This is a genomic window from Paenibacillus wynnii, from assembly GCF_000757885.1.
Lineage (GTDB): Bacteria > Bacillota > Bacilli > Paenibacillales > Paenibacillaceae > Paenibacillus_AQ > Paenibacillus_AQ wynnii.
Genome location: NZ_JQCR01000003.1, coordinates 442,335 through 463,015 on the forward strand (window position 1 = coordinate 442,335; position 20,681 = coordinate 463,015).

General features: G+C 45.0%; 14 protein-coding genes. 13 read left to right on the forward strand and 1 reads right to left on the reverse strand.

Translation table 11 applies throughout. The features are described 5' to 3' along the window. Positions 1-85 precede the first annotated feature (85 nt). The 11 genes from PWYN_RS17210 to ltrA all read left to right on the forward strand — a co-directional run bounded on the left by PWYN_RS17210 (position 86) and on the right by ltrA (position 17,295). On the forward strand, positions 86-784 hold the full coding sequence (locus PWYN_RS17210; RefSeq protein WP_036654562.1) for a Crp/Fnr family transcriptional regulator: 699 nt from the start codon (positions 86-88) through the stop codon (positions 782-784). A 142-nt stretch (positions 785-926) separates the two neighbouring features. Next, entirely contained in the window at positions 927-2,441 is a 1,515-nt protein-coding gene (locus PWYN_RS17215; protein WP_052088074.1) for a methyl-accepting chemotaxis protein, read from the forward strand. A gap of 467 nt (positions 2,442-2,908) precedes the next feature. Continuing rightward, entirely contained in the window at positions 2,909-6,706 is a 3,798-nt protein-coding gene (locus PWYN_RS17220) for a galactose-binding domain-containing protein (protein ID WP_052088490.1), read from the forward strand. A gap of 133 nt (positions 6,707-6,839) precedes the next feature. Further along, complete coding sequence (gene cysK / locus PWYN_RS17225) at positions 6,840-7,760, forward strand: cysteine synthase A (protein WP_036654566.1); 921 nt, start codon at positions 6,840-6,842, stop codon at positions 7,758-7,760. Between the two features lie 20 nt (positions 7,761-7,780). Further along, positions 7,781-8,725, forward strand: a complete 945-nt coding sequence (locus tag PWYN_RS17230) for a hypothetical protein (protein WP_036654568.1) — start codon at positions 7,781-7,783, stop codon at positions 8,723-8,725. A gap of 201 nt (positions 8,726-8,926) precedes the next feature. Further along, entirely contained in the window at positions 8,927-10,072 is a 1,146-nt protein-coding gene (locus PWYN_RS17235) for a BclA C-terminal domain-containing protein (protein WP_052088076.1), read from the forward strand. Positions 10,073-10,245: 173 nt separating this feature from the next. Next, positions 10,246-10,956 carry a class I SAM-dependent methyltransferase gene (locus PWYN_RS17240; RefSeq protein ID WP_036654570.1) on the forward strand — a complete coding sequence of 237 codons (711 nt, stop codon included), beginning with the start codon at positions 10,246-10,248 and terminating at the stop codon, positions 10,954-10,956. 571 nt (positions 10,957-11,527) lie between these two features. Then, on the forward strand, positions 11,528-12,424 hold the full coding sequence (locus tag PWYN_RS17245; protein WP_036654572.1) for an EFR1 family ferrodoxin: 897 nt from the start codon (positions 11,528-11,530) through the stop codon (positions 12,422-12,424). A gap of 17 nt (positions 12,425-12,441) precedes the next feature. Beyond that, entirely contained in the window at positions 12,442-13,092 is a 651-nt protein-coding gene (locus PWYN_RS17250) for a hypothetical protein (RefSeq protein ID WP_157261205.1), read from the forward strand. Between the two features lie 100 nt (positions 13,093-13,192). Continuing rightward, positions 13,193-15,382, forward strand: a complete 2,190-nt coding sequence (locus PWYN_RS17255; protein ID WP_036654577.1) for an alpha-galactosidase — start codon at positions 13,193-13,195, stop codon at positions 15,380-15,382. Positions 15,383-16,032: 650 nt separating this feature from the next. Further along, on the forward strand, positions 16,033-17,295 hold the full coding sequence (gene ltrA / locus PWYN_RS17260) for a group II intron reverse transcriptase/maturase (RefSeq protein ID WP_036654580.1): 1,263 nt from the start codon (positions 16,033-16,035) through the stop codon (positions 17,293-17,295). Positions 17,296-17,378: 83 nt separating this feature from the next. Here ltrA and PWYN_RS17265 read toward each other — a convergent pair whose 3' ends face one another. Further along, positions 17,379-18,002 (reverse strand): nitroreductase family protein, encoded by a 624-nt coding sequence (locus PWYN_RS17265; RefSeq protein ID WP_036654584.1) that lies wholly within the window; start codon positions 18,000-18,002, stop codon positions 17,379-17,381. A gap of 806 nt (positions 18,003-18,808) precedes the next feature. Here PWYN_RS17265 and PWYN_RS17275 point away from each other — a divergent pair. Further along, entirely contained in the window at positions 18,809-19,438 is a 630-nt protein-coding gene (locus tag PWYN_RS17275; protein ID WP_036654589.1) for an SGNH/GDSL hydrolase family protein, read from the forward strand. Positions 19,439-20,201: 763 nt separating this feature from the next. Beyond that, positions 20,202-20,639 carry a YhfM domain-containing protein gene (locus PWYN_RS17280; RefSeq protein WP_036654591.1) on the forward strand — a complete coding sequence of 146 codons (438 nt, stop codon included), beginning with the start codon at positions 20,202-20,204 and terminating at the stop codon, positions 20,637-20,639. Positions 20,640-20,681 lie beyond the last annotated feature (42 nt).

Genomic DNA, 20,681 nt, shown 5'->3' on the forward strand with positions numbered 1-20,681 from the left:
TCGAATCGAATCGAAATTGGAAGTAATCATTATTACTTCAAGAAATCTTATAGATTAACGAGTGGGAGAAGAGAAGGTGGAGTACATGCAGACAATCTATGATCCGGTAGCTGCCCGTGTATTAGCGGAAAAGAACGGCCTGGATCAAATTTTTAGTTCAGAGGTTATTCAGGAGATGGAGCTGCGGCGATATGGGGATCGAGAGGCTATATGCTCTGTGGGTGATGTACTGGAAGGGTTATTCATACTAGTCGAAGGAAAGCTAAAAATCCATACGCTGCTCCCAAACGGCAAATCCATGCTGGTAAGATTCGCTAGGCCTACCTCAATTATTGGGGATGTAGAGCTGCTTCGGCAGTATCCGGTTAAAAATCAAGTCGAGTCTGTCGGAGACAGCCTGCTGTTTGTTGCTGGTAAAAAACTGATGTTCAAAGAGCTTGAGAATAATACTACACTGCTGCGATTTCTGGTAGGTGAGTTAAGCCATAAGCTGTATACCCTAGGCCAGACTTCCGCCTTGAATCTTCTATATCCTGTGGAAAATCGATTTGCCAGCTATCTACTCTCTCTATTCGCAGATCAAGGGACAGGACAGTATGTAGAGGAGATTCGTACTTCAACCTTAACGGAGACCGCAGAATTGCTGGGCACAAGCTACCGTCATCTCAACCGAATTGTAAAGCGTTTTATAGAAGAAGGCATTATCGAAAGAAAACGCGGTCGTTTGATCGTGCTCCATGAGGGCAAGCTGGCCGAGTTGGCTAGTGGAAATTTGTATGAGTGATTTTTTTAAGACCGCTTACTAGGGAGCAACAGCTCAGGTAAGCGGTTTTTTTGTGTTGAGCTGATTTTTCAGATTCATTTAAGCTTTCGCCTTTAGGATAGAAAAATACATAGAGTTGCATAAGGATACGGAAGAATGGATCATGGCTTCTATGCTGACAGATCAGGTTAACCGTAATTGGAATAAGTTATCTATGGTTCAGGATCTGACGGATAAAATTCGGACAGCAGACGAACTGGGCTCGCGTTATATTATGAGTAATACGGAAGAGAATAGAAATACATATCAGACAAAGTATGACGAACTTCTTCCTACGATAACAGTTGCGATCACAGAGTTGAAGAATAATGGACTGAGTGAAGGTGAACAGATCGGAATAACAGACTTGGAAGACCGATGGAATAAGTATTTAAATGTACTGAAGGAATCCTTCGCGCTGGCAAAAGAGGGCAACTTCCCGAGTGCGCATAACAAATTCACCGGTTTATCCTTGGATTCCTTGATTGACTCTCAGGTGGTGTTTCAGGAGATGCTTACAAAGGAAATACAAAGCGATCAAAATCTAGCGGATTCCCACCGTCAACTCGCTATGATTGTCAGTCTTGGTGTGACGGGTTTATCGGTTGCATTGGCAGCGATCCTTGCCCTGTTAATCTCGGGACGTATTGTTAGACCGCTGCATGATGTGAACAAACAGCTAAGAGAAATTGCCTCCGGGGACGCGGATCTAACGCGCAAGCTGAATGTTCGTACAAAGGACGAGATTGGTGAATTGGCTAACAACTTTAATAAAATGACAGAAAATCTTGGAGCCATGATTGGACAGGTTACCCAATCGGCGGCAGGTCTGGCGATTTCCTCTGCCAAGCTAACTTCAGATAGCGGCCAAACCGCACGGGCTACTGAAAGAATCGCTGACATTATGGGGGAAGTAGCATCAGGAGCAGGCCAGCAGATGAGTGATTTGCAGATGAATATGACAACACTTTCGGAGATTTCAGTGGGTATCGGGCAAATTTCAGCGAGTGTTCAGGATATTTCCGAGGCATCACTGCGTTCTTCTGAATTCGCGGTTACGGGGGATAAGTCCATACAAGCCGCCATTAATCAGATGGGATCGATCAATTTGTCCATTAAGACCCTCTCCGAACAGGTGAATGGATTCGTGAGCCACTCCCAGGAGATTGGAACCATTGTGGGTGTTATAAAAGGAATTGCCTCTGAGACTAATATGCTGGCGCTGAATGCGACGATAGAGGCCGCCCGTGCAGGAGAGCAGGGCAGAGGTTTTGCTGTGGTTGCCGATCAGGTGCGGAAGTTGGCTGAGCAGTCGGCAGAATCTGCTAACCGTATCGCGGACATGGCTCAGACTATTCAATCGGATGCTGATCTGGCTATGAGCAAAATGAAAGGTAGTATGGTTGAGGTTCAGGAAGTGTCGGGTGCGGTAGAGGAAATTTCTGCAGCTACTGAAGACATTGTTGAATCCATTCGTTCGGTTACTCAAATCTCAGAAACTACCGCTGGGAATACCCAAAATATCTCGGCAGCCTCACAAGAGCAAATGGCCTCTGTGGAACAAATTGCTTCCTCCGCGAGCGCATTAAGTACAATGGCTAAGGGGCTTCAAGGGTTGGTAGCCAGATTTAATGTGTAGTTAGTTAGGACTTTAGAGCTAATTAATGGAAAATAAGGATAAGAACGTAATATAACACACACAAATCATAGAATTTGCCATCGCCTTAAAGAATGCTATCTCTTATATTATTACCAATAAGAGTTAGGGCATTAATTAGGGTACAAGCATCCTCCGAGGTTCGGTCACACCTTTTGCGAAATTGCAGCTATGCAGATGAAGCAAAAGGATGACCGTTCTTTTTTATGTGAGTCTAGAGAGTCATTCGGAGGTTTTGATAAAACAGACTGTCAGTAAGACACTAGGGCTCCATAAGGTGCTTGAATATTGATAATTAGGAGGCGGTCCTTTATAAGGAGATAATTTTTGAAAGCGTATACAATAACAGATTGACGAAAGTGATCCTGGCCGTGACGCAGCTCCACAAAATTTTGGAGGAGGTTGTTAAAGTGATAAAACGTAAATCTTCTGCAAGGAAATCAGTACTTATGTATCTATTAACTATTGCATTAATCGCAGGGCAATTGGCGCTTTTTCCGTCTGTTAGTTCAGCTGCCGGGAATTTGGCTCAAGGCAAAAGTATCACTTCAAGCTCGGTAGGGGATGTGTATGTAGCGTCGAACGCGAACGATTCTAATCAGGGAACCTACTGGGAGAGTGCCAGTAATGCTTTTCCGCAATGGATCAGAGTAGATTTGGGCGGAACCAGTTCCGTAAACCAGGTTGTACTCAAGCTTCCGCCGACATGGGAGGCAAGAACGCAAACCCTATCTGTACAAGGAAGTAGTAATGACTCTACTTATACTAATCTAGTGTCTTCTGCCAACTATACGTTTAGTCCAGCAAGTGCATCGAATACGGTTACCATTAACTTATCAGCAGCAAGCGTGAGATATATAAAAGTGAATTTCACAGCCAATACGGCTTGGCCGGCAGCACAGCTGTCTGAACTGGAAGTGTATGGAACGACTTCTATACCTTCAGGAGCCTATGAAGCGGAAGCGGCAGCATTATCCAGCGGTGCCAAAATAAATACGGACCATACCGGGTATACGGGAACGGGTTTTGTTGACGGTTATCTGGCATCAGGTGCCACTACAACATTCACCGTCAACGCTGCTTCCGCAGGGAATTATGATGCAGCGTTGAGATACGCTAATGCCTCAGGCAGTACAAAGACGGTTAGCCTTTATGTCAATGGCACTAAAATTAAACAAACTTCACTTGTGAATTTAGCAAACTGGGATACTTGGTCAACCAAGATCGAGACAGTAGCTTTAACGGCAGGTGTCAATACGATCACTTATAAATACGACTCTACGGACACCGGTAATGTTAACTTGGACAACTTAAATGTCAGCCCATCTACAACACCGACAGCAACTCCCACACCTACACCGACCGTCACTCCGACAGCAACACCAACGGCAACACCAACACCAACCGTAACACCAACAGCAACACCAACGGCTACACCGACAACAGGGCCCGGTACTAATTTAGCTCTGAACAAAACAGTTAGTGCCTCGTCATCAGTGTTTACCTTTGTACCCGGCAACTCCAATGATGGGGATGTTAACACGTATTGGGAAGGTGCAGGGGGAAGTTATCCGAATTCACTCAGTATAAATTTGGGTAGCAATGCCAACATTTCCTCTGTGGTCCTGAAGCTGAATCCAGCTTCTACTTGGGCAACTCGTACCCAAACGATTCAAATCCTTGGTCATGCTCAGAATACATCGGTCTTCTCCAATCTTGTGCCTGCGACAGTTTATACTTTCAATCCTTCTAGTGGAAACTCTGTAACCATTCCGGTCACTGCTACTGCCAGTGAAGTTCAACTGAAATTCACAGCAAATTCAGGATCAAGTGCGGGTCAGATTGCTGAGTTTCAAATCATAGGAACACCGGCTGCCAATCCGGATTTAACGGTAACAGCGATGTCATGGACACCGTCTACTCCGGTAGAGACAGATGCTATTACATTAACCTCAACTGTCAAAAATATCGGTACAACTGCTTCAGGTGTAACAAACGTTAGCTTCTACTTAGGGTCTACACTTGTCGGTTCGGCTCCTGTTGTTTCTCTGGCAGCAGGCGCTACTAGCAATGTAACTCTTAACATAGGTGCAAAAGACGCAGCGACCTACACTTTAAGCGCAAAGGTCGATGAAAGTAATGCCGTCATTGAATTAAATGAAGCTAACAACAGTTTTACTAACCCAACGTCACTTATTGTTGCACCCGTTTCAAGTTCCGATCTGATTGCCTCCCCCGTAAGCTGGACGCCAGGCAATCCTGCGGGAGGCAATCTGGTAAGCTTCTCGGTTTCTATCAAGAACCAAGGTACTGCTGCTTCTGCAACGGGTGCTCATGCCATCACGCTGACCATTACAGATGCTACGACTAATGCAGTGGTTAAGACCTTAACGGGTTCTTATAACGGAGTCATTGCTGCCGGTGCAACCACTGTCCCTGTCAGTATGGGAAGCTGGACTGCTGGGAACGGCAAATACAACGTAAAAAGTGAAATTGCTGTAGATACAAATGAACTTCCTGTAAAGCGGGCCAATAATATCGCGACACAATCTCTCTTTATAGGCCGTGGGGCTAATATGCCCTACGATATGTATGAAGCAGAGGATGGCATTGTCGGCGGCGGAGCGGTTAAGCTTACTGCCAATCGTAATATTGGCGACCTCGCTGGAGAGGCATCCGGTAGAAGGGCGGTTACACTGAATACTACAGGAAGTTATGTGGAATTCACGACTAAAGCGAGCACTAACACCCTTGTAACTCGCTTCTCTATTCCTGATGGAGCCAGCGGGGATGGAACCAATGCTACGCTTAACATCTATGTGAATGGAGTCTTCAGTAAGGCGATTAGCCTTACCTCCAAATATGCGTGGTTATACGGATCGGAGATAAACCCAGGCAATTCGCCGAGTTCCGGTTCTCCGCGTCATATCTATGATGAAGCAAATATCATGTTCGATTCTACAATCCCAGCCGGAAGTACAATTAAATTACAGAAAGATTCCGTGAACACTTCACAATATGCGATAGACTTCATCAGTTTGGAACAGGTATCACCGATGGCCAATCCAGACCCGGCGAAATATGCAGTCCCTGCCGGTTTCACACATCAGGACGTTCAAAATGCACTGGATAAAGTTCGTATGGACACAACCGGTAATCTCGTAGGTGTATATTTGCCAACTGGAACTTATGAGACTTCAAGCAAATTTCAAGTCTATGGCAAAGCGGTAAAAGTGATTGGCGCCGGACCTTGGTACACTCGGTTTGTAGCTCCGAATAGCCAGGCCAATACCGATATCGGATTCAGAGCAAGCGATACGGCAAACGGATCAACCTTTGCGAATTTTGCTTACTTCGGCAATTACACTTCACGTATAGACGGCCCCGGAAAAGTATTCGACTTCTCAAATGTAGCTAACATTACCATAGACAACATTTGGACAGAACATCAGGTATGTATGTACTGGGGAGCTAACACAGACAACATGAAAATTACAAACTCGCGTATTCGCAACACCTTTGCCGATGGTATTAATATGACTAACGGCAGTACGAACAATTTGGTATCCAATGTGGAAGCTAGAGCCACTGGGGATGACAGCTTTGCATTGTTCTCTGCGATTGATTCCGGTGGAGCAGATATGAAGGATAATGTGTATGAGAATCTGACTTCAATTCTAACTTGGCGCGCGGCGGGTGTAGCCGTTTATGGCGGTTATGCTAATACTTTCCGCAACATTTACATTGCAGATACGCTTTGTTATTCGGGTATTACGATCAGTTCACTGGACTTCGGTTATCCGATGAATGGATTTGGAGCTTCTCCGACTACGAACTTCCAGAACATTACCATTGTCCGTGCAGGCGGTCATTTCTGGGGCCAGCAGACATTCCCGGCCATCTGGGTATTCTCGGCCTCTAAGGTATTCCAAGGTATTCGGGTCAGTGATGTGGATATCATCGATCCAACCTATCATGGGATCATGTTCCAAACTAACTACTCCGGCTCTACTCCGCAGAATCCGGTAACAGATACGATCTTTACGAACATTACGATTTCCGGCGCACAGAAGAGCGGGGATGCTTTTGACGCTAAATCAGGTGTCGGTATCTGGGTGAATGAGGCTGCTGAAGCCGGTCAAGGCCCGGCAGTCGGTTCGGTAACCTTCAATAATTTGAAGATTACAAACACGGTCACGGCTATTAAGAACAACACTTCGACCTTTACGATTAACGTTAATCCTTAAACTTCAAAACTAGGAAGCCGTGTCCCGCTGTTATAGGGGAGACGGCTTTTTCTACTGCCCATGGCTGAATCGACAGGAGACATCCGCCAAGGTACAATGATTCTGAAGTGAACTGGAATGAAGGAGGCTCTCTATGAAGCACAAAGTAGTCAACAATATTACGGAGCTGATCGGGGATACACCTGTCGTACGCTTGAACCGTTTAACTGGACCCGGTGATGCTGAACTATATGTTAAGCTGGAGTACTTCAACCCAAGTGGCAGCGTTAAGGACCGTGCGGCTTACAATCTGATTCACCGGGCTGAAAAGGATGGCCTATTAAAGCCGGGCGGTACTATTATTGAACCGACAAGTGGAAATACTGGAATAGGGCTGGCTATGAATGCGGCGGCTAAGGGGTACCGGGCCATTTTAGTGATGCCTGACAATATGACAAAGGAACGGATTAATATTCTAAAAGCATACGGTGCTGATGTCGTGCTCACTCCTGCAGCAGAACGTATGCCCGGGGCAATTGCCAAGGCGCTTGAGCTCGGACGGGAGGTAGAGAACAGTTTTATCCCACAACAGTTTGAGAATAAAGCTAACCCTGATATTCACCGGACAACGACCGCAATAGAGATATTGGAGCAGATGGAGGGGAAGCTGGATGTATTCGTTGCTACTTCAGGAACGGGTGGCACCATAACAGGAACGGGTGAAGTCCTACGGGAGCATTTGCCGCAGATTCGTATTCTGGTTGTGGAGCCGCAGGGATCACCGGTACTATCAGGCGGAGAGCCTGGGCCGCATAAGCTTGTGGGAACGAGTCCAGGGTTTGTACCTGCGATTCTGAATACAAGCGTATATGATGAAATTATTCAAGTGACTGACCAAGATGCACTGGACACGGTCCGAGCAATGGCTGCACATGAAGGAATCCTGATAGGGCCATCGGGTGGAGCCGCTGTATGGACTGCATTACAGGAAGCACGGCGTATAGGGGCCGGTAAAAAGGTACTTTGCATCGCTCCGGATACAGGGGAACGTTATCTCAGCATGGATATATTTTAAATACACAGGGAGGTATGAGAATGTATAAATTCACCGGCATCGCGCTGATTCTGCTGTTGTTGCTTGGCTGTTCTGATTCCGGAAAAAATCCAAATAACAATGAGCAAAGTCCATTGCCTTCCCCCAACGCAGGGAGTGCTTCTGCTTCCCCAGAACTATCGGCATCACCTGAACCCACTTCATCGGAGCAAACGGAAGTATATCTGGATAAAGGAAAGTTAAAAGCGATATTTGGATTTACCGACGGGGAAGGCAAGCAGTTATTGGTTACGGGGCAGAATGAGGGTGAGGAGAAACTCATGGTACAGCTTAACAGTGCTATAGGGGAGAATGGGAATGTTCTTTCTATAGATTTTGTGAAAAAGCAGACAGTGAATGAGCTGAACAACGGTAGGGATACCGCGCAAAACTTCAACAATCTTGACGGATATCTATTTACCATTGAAGAAGGAAAAGCCGCCCCGGATCAGACCTATTATCTGGTGGATCGAGCAGATTTTAATACGAAATCACTGCTGACTATCCATTCTTTGAATGCAGACGAAGGTTCTACAGAGGTAGAAGCAAGTGTTAAGAAAGAAATAACCGCTGCTCAACAACGGGATATAGAGGAGATTTGGAAGTTTGCTGATATCCCTGATAAGGGTCAGCTATTTCTTGTTCAATTCCTTAAGCAGGAAAAGAATATGCTATTCAGTTTTGTGCTTATAGAGGGTGATCAGCTTACCTTCATGAATTACCCGGCCACCACTGAGGAGGAATATTCGGTATGGCGTGTAGATGACGGCGGTAAAATAAGCCCCGATATGTTCTCGATCCTATTCGCCGCCGAGACTTCTGCGGGTATGGTGCTTGGACTCCACTGGTTAGGGGCGGAGGGTGTGAATTCATTTTTATTGGAGCAGGTCGGAGATAGCTTCAAGGAAATGGGAATTGAATACAGTCGGTATACATCCCCGCTTTAGGCTGAGAAAATAAAAAGGGTTGGCAAGGCTGCTCATCATGGAAGATATCTTCCTTTTGGTGGGCAGCCTTTTTTGAGGATTCGTAACCGCTCGTCCCCCCTCAAACTGTAAATAAATAGATATTTGTCTACAAGACAAAAGTCCATGCCCCCTGTAGGTAAATGGAGTAGTATACAAAAGGTCTATAGGGAGGTGTCAAATATGGGGCGTACTGAGTATAAGAAGAGTATCAAAAAACGCGATTTATCGTTGAAGAAAAGAAAGCCTTCCAAGAAAAAGTGCTCCGCAAGAAGCAAAGGTTGTAATGAGATTATCGTCAAAAGGCAAATTGTACGTGTTAATATTACTCCAGAAGCTATAGCAGCAGGTGCAATAGGAGCCATAGGAGCAGCAGGAGCCATAGGTGCTGCAGGGGTAGTTGGCGCCACCGGAGGATTAGGAGCAGCAGGTGTTGTCGGGGCTTTGGGGGCAGCTGGAGCCTTAGGAGCGGCGGGTGCATTAGGTGCCACCGGAGCTTTGGGAGCAGCAGGTGTAGCTGGAGCTTTGGGAGCAGCCGGAGCATTAGGTGCCACCGGAGCTTTGGGGGCAGCAGGTGTAGCTGGAGCTTTGGGAGCAGCCGGAGCTTTAGGAGCGGCTGGAGCATTAGGTGCCACCGGAGCCTTGGGGGCGGTCGGACCCGCAGGATTAGCGGGATTAGCCGGACTTATTGGACCCGCAGGTGCTATAGGCCCTGTAGGTCCAGTAGGTCCCGCGGGAGTCGTAGGACCTGGTGGGATCGCAGGTCCTCCAGGTCCAGTAGGTCCTGCCGGACCTATAGGGTTAGCTGGTCCTGCCGGACCAGCGGGTGCAGCAGGGCCTACCGGGGCTACTGGATCTCCGGGACCCGCAGGTGCCACAGGAGCAGCCGGAGCAACGGGAGCAACGGGAGCAGCAGGTGGATTATCCCAGTATGGGTACATTTATAACTTGGCATCCCGAGTAGTTCCGATCGAGGCTGATGTAATTTTTGATACGAACGGTATTCTTACACCCGGAATAACACATGCACCGGGGACTACTGAAATAATGGTTACCGATGCGGGTATTTATGAGGTTAATTTTTCAGTATCGGGAGTAGAACCTAACCAATTTGGATTATTTCAAAATGGGGTACTCGTAGCTGGAACGATATACGGTTCAGGAGCTGGTACTCAGCAAAACACGGGGCAGGTTATAATTGCTCTAGCTTCCGGGGATGTACTGACCTTGCGGAACCATAGCTCATCTGCAGCGGTTACCCTGCAGTCTTTGGCTGGAGGAACCCAAGCAAACGTAAATGCTTCAATTCTTATAAAAAAACTAAGTTAATCTCCGTGTGATCAGATTTGCGATATCGATAGCGAAAGACCCTTCCGAAGCATTCTCGTAAGGGTCTTTCATATTTTTAATGTTAGGAACTGTCACCTGTTATTGAAGAGAAAAGATGTGTTATGCTTTGTAAAATCTCAGATGAGACGGGAACCTAAGAAAGGTGAGATCTTATGAGTGGAGCAGAGCCTAAGCTGGATTTAGACCGGATCGTGTTCATAGGAAGAACTTTTGATGAGTATATGCGGATGTTTGATCTGAGGCAGGAGGAATTGACGGGACGAAGAATACTCGATTGTCCGGCGGGTGCCTGTTCATTCATAGCTAAGGCCAATCCTCTGGGCGCTGATGCAACCGCCGCTGACATTGCCTATTTCCATTCTCCGGAAATCCTGGCCCAAAAGGGCTTACAGGATATAGAGCATGCTATGTATCAGTTGGATAAGGTGCAAGACAACTTTGTATGGGAGTATTTTAAGTCGATTGACGGCTTAAGAAAGATAAGGATAGAAGCACTAACGGACAGTATACAGGATCGTAGGTCCGCTTCAGAGCGCTATATTCCTGCAGTACTGCCTGAGCTGCCATTCCGTGATCAAGAATTCGATTTGACGCTATCGGCGCATTTTTTATTTATGTACGGGGATCGTCTGGATTATGATTTTCATATGCAAACCCTTAAGGAACTGATGCGTGTAACAAAAGAAGAAATTCGTATTTTTCCTTTAGTGGATTTATCCAGCCAGAGATATGAACATTTAGACCCTTTAATTGAGCATATAGTTAGCCAAGGCTGGACTGTTGAAGAAATAGAGGTTCCATATGAATTTCAAAAGGGAGCCAATCACATGTTAAGAATTAGAAGGATGAATTCACACACGTAAAACCCCTATTATTGATAACCTCATCAATAGTAGGGGTTTACGTTGTAATCACTATACCCATGTTCTTCTCAGACTCCTTATCCTATCCTTTGCACTCTTTCGATAGAAATCGTCCGAGGTGGCATAACTTCTGCCTATCCTATCCGATAAATTTCGTCGTTTCATTTTCTATTTACGATTGGGTTGATTATTCATCATTTAAGCTTTAAGAAGCTCATACCATTTCGTTAGAAAGATGAAATTGAAATTTTTATCGTTAGGATAAAAGATATAGTATCAATCCTCTAGGACTTCTGCTACTAAAGATTACTTACCGAATAGATTTTACCTTTCGCCAAGCTTTCCTTCTAGTAGAGTATTTATCCTTGAGTTGATAGTTAAACTATAACCCGAATGCCCAAAATAGTAAAAACGCAAATAGTTCAAATTTGGAGAGGTTATCGGCTCATTTCTTTTGTAAGCGCTTTATATCTTCGGATTTCTTTGTTTTTCTTATAAAAGAATCTCGCAGCAGGCCGAGATCTTCAAAGGATATAATGCTTAATGTAAATAACAATGCGGAGGGGATAGAATGCAGAATCGGAAGGCAGCTATCTTTTATTTCTCAGGTACAGGCAATACGGAGATCATTGCCAAGCGCATAGCGGATGCATTAGAACGAAAGGATCAAAGGCCGGATTTGTTTAGAATGGAGAACATTCTTAAGGGTCAGCAATCTGTAGACTATGAAGCATATGGTCTTATCGGAATAGGTCATCCTGTCCTTGGATTCGGTGCCTCCGGTATTGTCGAACGTTTTGCAGAGCAATTACCTGATAGCGCCGGGACCTCTACTTTTGTGTTCAAGACTGCCTCCTCCCCGCATTACGTTAATCATGGAGCTTCGAACACGGTTATTCGATGCTTGCGAAATAAAGGTTATAATACCTTTCATAATTCCATCTTTGCGATGCCCTGCAACTTTTTTATGAAGTATGATGATCGGTTGAATAAACAGCTCTACAAGACGGCGCTGCATAAGGTGGAAATCTTGGCAGAGGAAGTCCTATGTCGAACGCCAAAAGTATTGCGAATCCATCCAGTTCTTGAGAAAACACTAAAAATGGTATATTACTTTGAGGATGCTCATGGAGGTAAGGTTTTTGCAAAAGGATTGAAGATTACAGCTTCTTGTACACTATGCCTGAAATGTGTTAGAGACTGTCCTACATCTAATATTGCAGAAGGCAAGGACGGGATTTCCTTCGGACAAGAATGCATCTGGTGCATGCGCTGTATCTATTCATGTCCACGCAAAGCCATTCAAGCGACAAAGATTCGCTCTTGCGTAGTTGAGCCTTACACTGGCGGCCCTGCTCTGTATAAATTATTAGAAGATCCGGGTAATGACGGTCAATTTGTAAATGATCGATCCACAGGGTATTATAAGCATTTTATTGACTACATAAAGGAAGATGATAGCTTATAACTATCGGAACCTATTACTTGATAACGAAAGATGGTGGAATACAGTTGAACCTGTATCAAATGAAAGCTGATCCTTATGGTGTTGAGCATATCTCGAAGTTTCTCGATGATAACTTTGTTAGTATAGAACTTCGTGGAGTAGGAAATATGGAGAACCTTGATGAAGCCGAAGTCATGGAAAGATTAGTGAATGCCTACGGGTCTAACAGCGAATTTCTGATGAACCGGCTTGAGGCCGTTAAACTTTTTGTACATTCGATGCAGGATGGGGATTATATATTGTTTGCGGATGAAGATACGGTTCATTTAGGTGACCTTGGGGATTATTTCTATGATGAATGGTCAGACACACCGGATAATGGTCTGTGTCATCGCAGAGGTGTGACTTGGTTAACCCGAATCCCGCGTGCTGAACTAAATATAGAGGTGCAAGAGCTTCTGGCTCAGCCGCAGATGATAACTCAATTCCAGCATCCAATAGCTAGGGCGCAGTTAGATCAATGGAGTTCAAACCTCCTGGGGAATCCATCGGATTCCAGGACAACTGTGCATGTAGATGACAAGACTATCAGTGAAGCACTAGAGATTCTGAAGAAGGCTCTGCACAGTGATGACTTTGAGCGTAGGGAACGGGCAGCTATTGCAATACTGAAGTATGTTAAAAAGTGAAAGATTTTTTGTGGAATTGTTGGAGTGATAATGAAGCGATTTCATTATATAATGAAATCTGATTTGAAAATTACAGAACAGTGGAAAAATGGAGGGTATCATGGGAATACAATATAACTCTAAGGAACGTATCTTTCATCTACAAAGTAAAGAAACCAGCTATGTTATTCAGCTTCTCCATGTGGGAGTACCAGTACATGTATATTGGGGTAGGAAAATCCGATCAGGAGGACTGTCCACCATCCTGCAACGCGCAGAAAGATGCTCATTCTCCCCAAGTCCTTTTCCGGAGGATATGACGATCTCCTATGATACATTACCGCAGGAATACCCTGCTTACGGCGTTGGAGATTTTCGTCACCCCGCCTATCAGATTCAAGCCGAGAACGGAACTACTGCTTCTGAAGCTATTTACGATAAGCACCGGATTTACAAAGGCAAACCTTCGCTAGAAGGACTTCCTTCTACTTATGCTGAGCATGAGGATGAAGCAGAAACGCTGGAGTTGGAGTTGTTCGATGCTACGGCAGGGATGCGTATTATTTTATCCTATACTGTGTTTAATGAATTGAATGCAATCACTCGTTCTGTTCGATTTGTGAATGAAGGAACGGATTCCCTGAAATTGTTGCGTGGTCTTAGTATGAGCATTGATTTCCGTGATTCTAACTACGATATGCTACATTTGTCGGGTTCATGGGCACGGGAAAGATATATGGAGCGAAGAGCACTGGCTTCAGGAATGCAAGGCGTTGAAAGTCGCAGAGGGGCAAGCAGTCATGGTCATAATCCGTTTGTAGCGCTTCTCTCTAAAGGTGCTGATGAAGATCATGGTGATGTGTACGGAGTAAGTCTTGTATATAGCGGTAATTTCTCCGCGCAAGTAGAGGTGGAACCGTATCAAACTGCCCGTCTGTCGATCGGAATTAACCCATTTGATTTCAACTGGCTGCTCGAAGCGGGACAGTCATTCCAGACTCCAGAAGCTGTTCTGGTATTCTCAGCTGACGGAATCGGCTCTATGTCCAGAACCTATCATAAATTATATCGTACCCGCCTATGCCGCGGCACCTTCCGTGACCAGACTCGTCCAGTCTTGGTTAACAACTGGGAAGCGACTTATTTTGACTTTAACGCTGACAAAATAGAGGATATTGCCCGGGCCGGCAGTGAGCTCGGCTTGGAGTTATTTGTTCTCGACGATGGCTGGTTTGGTCACAGAGATGATGACAAAACTTCACTGGGTGACTGGTTCGTGGATCCTAAGAAACTACCGGACGGATTGGATGATTTGGCACGACGGGTGAATAACTTGGACATGCAGTTCGGCCTTTGGTTCGAGCCTGAGATGATTTCACCGGATAGTGAGTTGTACCGCCAGCACCCCGATTGGTGCTTGCATGTCCCTAACCGCCGCAGAACGGTAGGCCGGATGCAGCTTGTTCTTGATTTCTCGCGTGAGGATGTATGTCAAGCAATTGGCGATCGTATTGCCGATGTTCTGCGCAGCGCACCGATCACTTATGTGAAATGGGATATGAACCGGAATATGACGGAGATTGGTTCAGCACTGTTGCCTTCAGAAAGACAACGGGAGACAGCTCATCGTTATATTTTAGGTCTCTACGGCGTGCTTGAACGGATCACTTCTGAATTCCCTAATGTGTTATTTGAGAGCTGTTCGGGAGGCGGTGGCCGCTTTGATCCAGGCATGCTGTATTATATGCCGCAAACGTGGACAAGTGATAATACGGATGCAATCAGCCGACTGAAAATTCAGTATGGCACAAGTATTGTTTATCCGCTAAGCTCCATGGGCAGTCATGTATCAGCTATACCGAACCATCAGGTTCATCGGAATACTTCCCTTGAGCTGCGGGGCCATATTGCAATGTCTGGAAATTTCGGGTATGAGTTGGACTTAACGAAGTTCTCCGAAGAGGAGAAAGAAATTGTACGCGGGCAGGTAGCACTGTATAAAGAGCTGCGCAGCCTCGTTCAATTCGGTGATCAGTATAGACTTCTTAGTCCATTTGAAGGCAATGAAACCTCTTGGCTAATTGTCTCCGAAGATAAGTCGGAAGCCGTTGTCGTATATGCCCGGGTACTGGCTGAGCCTAATGATCCTTTGCATCATTTGCGTCTTAAGGGTCTCGACCCGGAAGCTGACTATGAGTGGGTTGAAGGGGGAGGCATCTACGGTGGAGATCACTTGATGTATGCCGGACTTCCGCTCCCGGATCTTCACGGGGACTTCCAAAGTGTACTGTGGCGGTTCAAGAAGGTGTAAGTAAAGACTGTAGTGAAACTTAGGGAATGAACAGACCTCCCTTTAAAATGTAAAGAAGCTGTCCGGCATATGCGCCGGACAGCTTCTTTGTTGTGCGCCCAGCATGGGCGCTATCTATAGGGTGGAAGTCCCGAATGGTGAAGGCAGTAGTAGCCATTAGCTTAAGACAAGGGTGTCCACTGTGAGGTGGAATCTGAAGGAAGTCGGCGGCAAACCTCTGGTTCGAGGAACACGAACCTCATATAAGGCTAACGTTCGTTGGATAAGGCTGCAACACAAGTCAAAATCCGTACTGCCGAAGGCGAGCGAGAGTAAATGAGGCGGATAGATGGAGGGAAAGATAGCGTTCTTACCTGGGGAGATCTGTACGAAACGCGGAGCAAACTCCGTAACCTTGTTTGTGAAAGCAGGATGAACGTACAGAAGTCAGCAGACGCCATAGTACGCAAGTTGTTGCAACAGCTGCGGAAGGGCTGAACATGAAATAGGTATTTGTGCATCCAGGCGTTCAAGATGAGTCATGACAGCAGAATTTCCGAAAGGACCTGACTGAAGAAGGAAGCGGTGAATTCCGTGGGGGTCTTCGGCAGGGCAGAATTCATCTTCGGCACAAGAGGAAAGTGCAAATCACGTAAAGAGAGGTAAAAAAAATGTTGGATCAGATGCTGTCACGGGAAAATCTTCTACAAGCGTTAAAGCGTGTCGAATCTAATAAAGGAAGCCATGGTGTAGATGGAATGTCCGTAAAATCCTTACGCGAACACATCGTACAAAACTGGCAGAACTTGCGGCAAGCGATAGAAGAGGGAACCTATGAGCCGAGCCCCGTACGTCGGGTCGAAATCCCGAAACCGAATGGCGGAGGTGTCAGGAAGTTAGGCATTCCTACCGTGACAGACCGAATGCTCCAGCAAGCGATCGCTCAGATATTAACTCCATTGTTCGATCCACAGTTTTCCGAGTACAGTTATGGATTTCGCCCCAAACGGCGGGGACATGATGCCGTAAGTAAAGCCAGAACATTCATGAAAGAAGGATATCGATTCGTAGTTGATTTGGACTTGGAGAAATTCTTTGATCGCGTCAACCATGACCGTCTAATGATGAAGATTTCGGAGAAAGTGAAGGACAAGAAAGTTCTTCTGCTTATACGTAAATACCTTCAGTCGGGCGTGATGGAAAACGGGTTAGTAAAGCCGACTACGGAAGGCGCGCCACAAGGCGGTCCTTTGAGTCCGTTATTATCCAACATCGTCTTGGACGAATTGGACAAGGAATTAGAGAAACGTGGACACCGCTTCGTCCGCTATGCGGACGACTGCAATATCTATGTGAAAACGTCAAGAGCAGGCGAACGAGTCAAGGCATCCGTCACCCGATTCATCGAGACGAGGCTAAAATTGAAGGTGAACCAAGCCAAGAGCGCGGTAGACCGTCCATGGAAACGGAAGTTTCTAGGGTTTAGTTATAGCAAAGACAAAGAGCCGAAAGTGAGAATTGCAAAGCAGTCCTTACAGAAAGCAAAGGTCAGAATTCGAGAGATAACCTCCCGAAAGAAATCAATGAAGATGGAAGAGCGAATGAAGGAACTAAACCACTATCTTATGGGATGGTGCGGGTACTTCTCGCTTGCGGATACGCCAAGTATCTTTCAAAGGATGGACGCGTGGGTTCGAAGAAGGCTAAGAATGTGCCTATGGAAGCAATGGAAGAACCCAAGAACCAAAGTCAAAAGGCTAATATCCTTGGGTATGCCCAAGGATAAAGCCTATGAGTGGGGGAGTACCCGAAAAGGGTATTGGCGAATTGCAGGGAGTCCAATTTTGTCACGAGCATTGAATAACCAATACTGGGAAGCCAATGGACTCAAGAGCTTAATGGACAGATACCACTCCTTACGGAATATTTCATGAACCGCCGTATACCGAACGGTATGTACGGTGGTGTGAGAGGTCGGGGGCTTGCCGCCCCCTCCTACTCGATTTCTTCTACTTCCTTATACACCTATAAATTCTACGAATTCATTCACAGGCTTGCGGTATCCGCGGGGTCTGATCTTGTGTTGGTTATCTTTGCCGATGGTGATAAGCATGACAGGAACAAGATTCTCAGGCAGCTGTAATGTCGCCTTAATGGCTTCCGGATCGAAGCCGATCATCGGGCAAGTATCCCAGCCTTTATCCTTGGCAATGAGCATGAACTGCATGGCAGAGAGCGAGGCATTACGGATGGCATCTTCACGTTGGAAGGTGTCATTTCCTATGTAGGCGTTGTTAATGGATTCGATGGTTTGATCAAATTGCTCCTCTGTCATAGCTCCGAGCATCTTAAGTCCGCCGTAAATTTCAGGTGCTTGCAGATAAGCATGCTTATCCCCGAGCACTGCAATGACTGCGGAGGCCGAATGGATTTTATATTGGCCGTAAGCTCCGTTGCGAATCTCTTCTTTTACATTCTCGTCAGCTATGACTTTGTAATGTGTATGTTGAAGATTATAGGCCGAGGGTGCTAGCCGTGCTTGTGAGAACATATCTTCCAACTCATTACGAGGGATCTTGATGCCCTCCACAAAATTATTAGCAGATCTGCGGGATTGAACTAAATCTGTAAAAGTACTCATACTGAAAACCTCCAGGTTTATTATCGTGGTTAATATTAATCAATAAGTGAACTAAATAAATGTACTAACTATTAGTTACTAACTCAAGATAACACAGTTATATTTGAACGTCAATGATTTAATTTATTCTGTTTGCAGAGTAAGTTGAAAGCGTGAATAGATGATGTATTTTTAGGAGGAGCACCGGCCACTCGAAGTTACTGGCCGTCAAGTGATTACTGATATTCAGGTGTCATCATGAATATTAAGAATCTGGAGGAAATCAGAATCAAGTCTTACTCTTTGACCAAGAAAATCAGGAAGCGAAGGAGAAGAGCAGGGAATCACAGATGAGATTGGCCAGAAATTACGGGCGGAAAAGTAGGATCTGAGCGAGAATGAGCAGCATAAAGCTGCTTCTTCTCTTAAATGTAAAGCACCTTTTTCTTTTCATCGTGAACTGAGTAATTGCGCCAATAATTATTAAGCCGATCACCCACATGGCTAATCCCATAATGTTCAGCTCCTGTTTAGTTAATTTTGAATATTTATTGTAATTAATTATACTAGCTAATTATGGATTAACAGGAAAGGATTAATGACCAAGGAATGTCAAATACACTCAGAGCTGGAGAAGTTGGAATTGAAAATTAAGCAGGTATCGAAATTAATTACGAAAGTGGAAGAAACTCGGGGAGTACGATCTGAAACTGAAATTGGAAAGGAAATTAAACAATTTTGCACAATAAGGGACAATGCGTTGTTGAAGGTAACTCTGATATAATAGATGGGTTATTTCCAAGAGAATATTGAGGAGGACACCATGTATGACTTTTAAGCCAAATGACGTTGTATTATTTCAAGGAGACAGTATTACAGATTGGGGACGTAATTATGAAGACGCTTCCTCCCTGGGTGTAGGTTATGCACTGATGGTTGCCGCGCGTATGGGGCATATGTATCCTGAGAAGAATCTTACTTTTATTAACCGCGGTATCGGCGGCAATCGTGTGGTGGATCTGCAAGAGCGCTGGGACAAGGATTGTCTGGATTTGAAACCGACATGGGTATCTATATATATTGGAATAAACGATACCTGGCGCCGCATGGATTCCGGGGAAGAAACTACGGCGGAGCAGTTCGAAGCTACCTATCGGGATTTGATTGAGCGCACACGGGAAACTCTCGATGCCAAGCTGGTTCTTATTGAACCGTTTGTTCTGCCCGTACCAGAGGATCGCAAGGGATGGCGTACGGATCTTGATCCTAAGATACATATTGTGCGTGAACTGGCACGTGAGTATGGTGCAGTCCTTGTTCCGCTTGATGGATTATTTGCTGCGGCTTCTGTCAAAGCGGAGTCCTCCTATTGGGCACCAGACGGTGTTCATCCCTCTCCGGCAGGTCATGCCCTTATTGCTGATGCTTGGCTGAGAGCCGTTGGTGTAATTAGTTAAATACGTGAAATCGGATACAAGGTGCTTGCTATCGCTCCTATGGTTTCTCATATTACCTTTCGTTCTTTCTCGCTTTTTGTAATTTTTTAACTTCAGCTTATTTAGAAGGAATTACTCCTACTAATTTAAGGATTCAACCCTTGTAGAGTTTTATAGAGGGAATCTTCCCCTCTAATTTCAGGTTTTAGCTCAATACAGATAATTTTGTTGAATTTATAGGGGGTTTTTCCCTCTAAATGTTGATTAAACAATTTTATTTATGATTTACAGGGAAGCTTTCCCTCTAAACTTTATTTACCACAGGAACAGAGGACAGAGGACAGAAAAGTCCTAGTAGCAAACTAGATCTAAAACAAACTTGTAATTATCGCTTACTAAAGACACCTACTACATTTCCAAGGAGTAGTTCAAAGTACAATCTATATAATATATTTTTTATATATACTTAGTGAAGACTGAATCGTGCTCTGGAAGACGGTTCAGTCTTTTTTTAATATAAAGTATGAGCTTGTATCACTCTTTAAAATCAGAGTTTTATGAGCGAACAGAGCGGAGGGTCGGAGGGATTCTGGACAACCTATAATTCATTTTACAATCAGAAATCGGGCTTTAACAGCGATCGCAAGAACCCTCCGAACCCGTAGCGGCCTGTTTCACAAGCGATCAACGATTGATTTTAGTTTTGAACTATAAGCTTTAGCTTCTTAATTAAGCACATTAGATTTATTAAGCTTCCCGAGGCTGTTATAATTAGAGGGCTGATATGTATTCGGAGGTGGTTATTATAATCAGAAAATCCGGTTTACTTATTCTTATCCTGTGTGTCTTAGCATTAAGCGGATGTCAGAACGGTGTTGGACATATTAATGCCAATAGGGTGTCAGAAATATTATTGATCTATCATGCCCTTAATCCGGAGAATGTAGAGGCTCCCTTTGAGACCAAAACGCTCACAGAAGCGGCGTCTATTAAAATAGTTGCTGAAGCCATGAATAAGAGCAAGAAGATGAATGGCGAGCTTGATTACGGTATTGAATTTAATATGAAGGTTATTTATAAGAATGGTAAAGCAGAGGATTATTATCTTACTTTAAGAAAAGACAAGGGGTACCGGGGACTACTTGTTTCTGCTGAAAATAGTAGCCAAGGTTATTCCATTCCGGTGAAATACTCAGATAAGTTAAGAGAACTACTGTATTGATTGGCTGTAACATCCGATACGATATTGAACTACATAATTGAA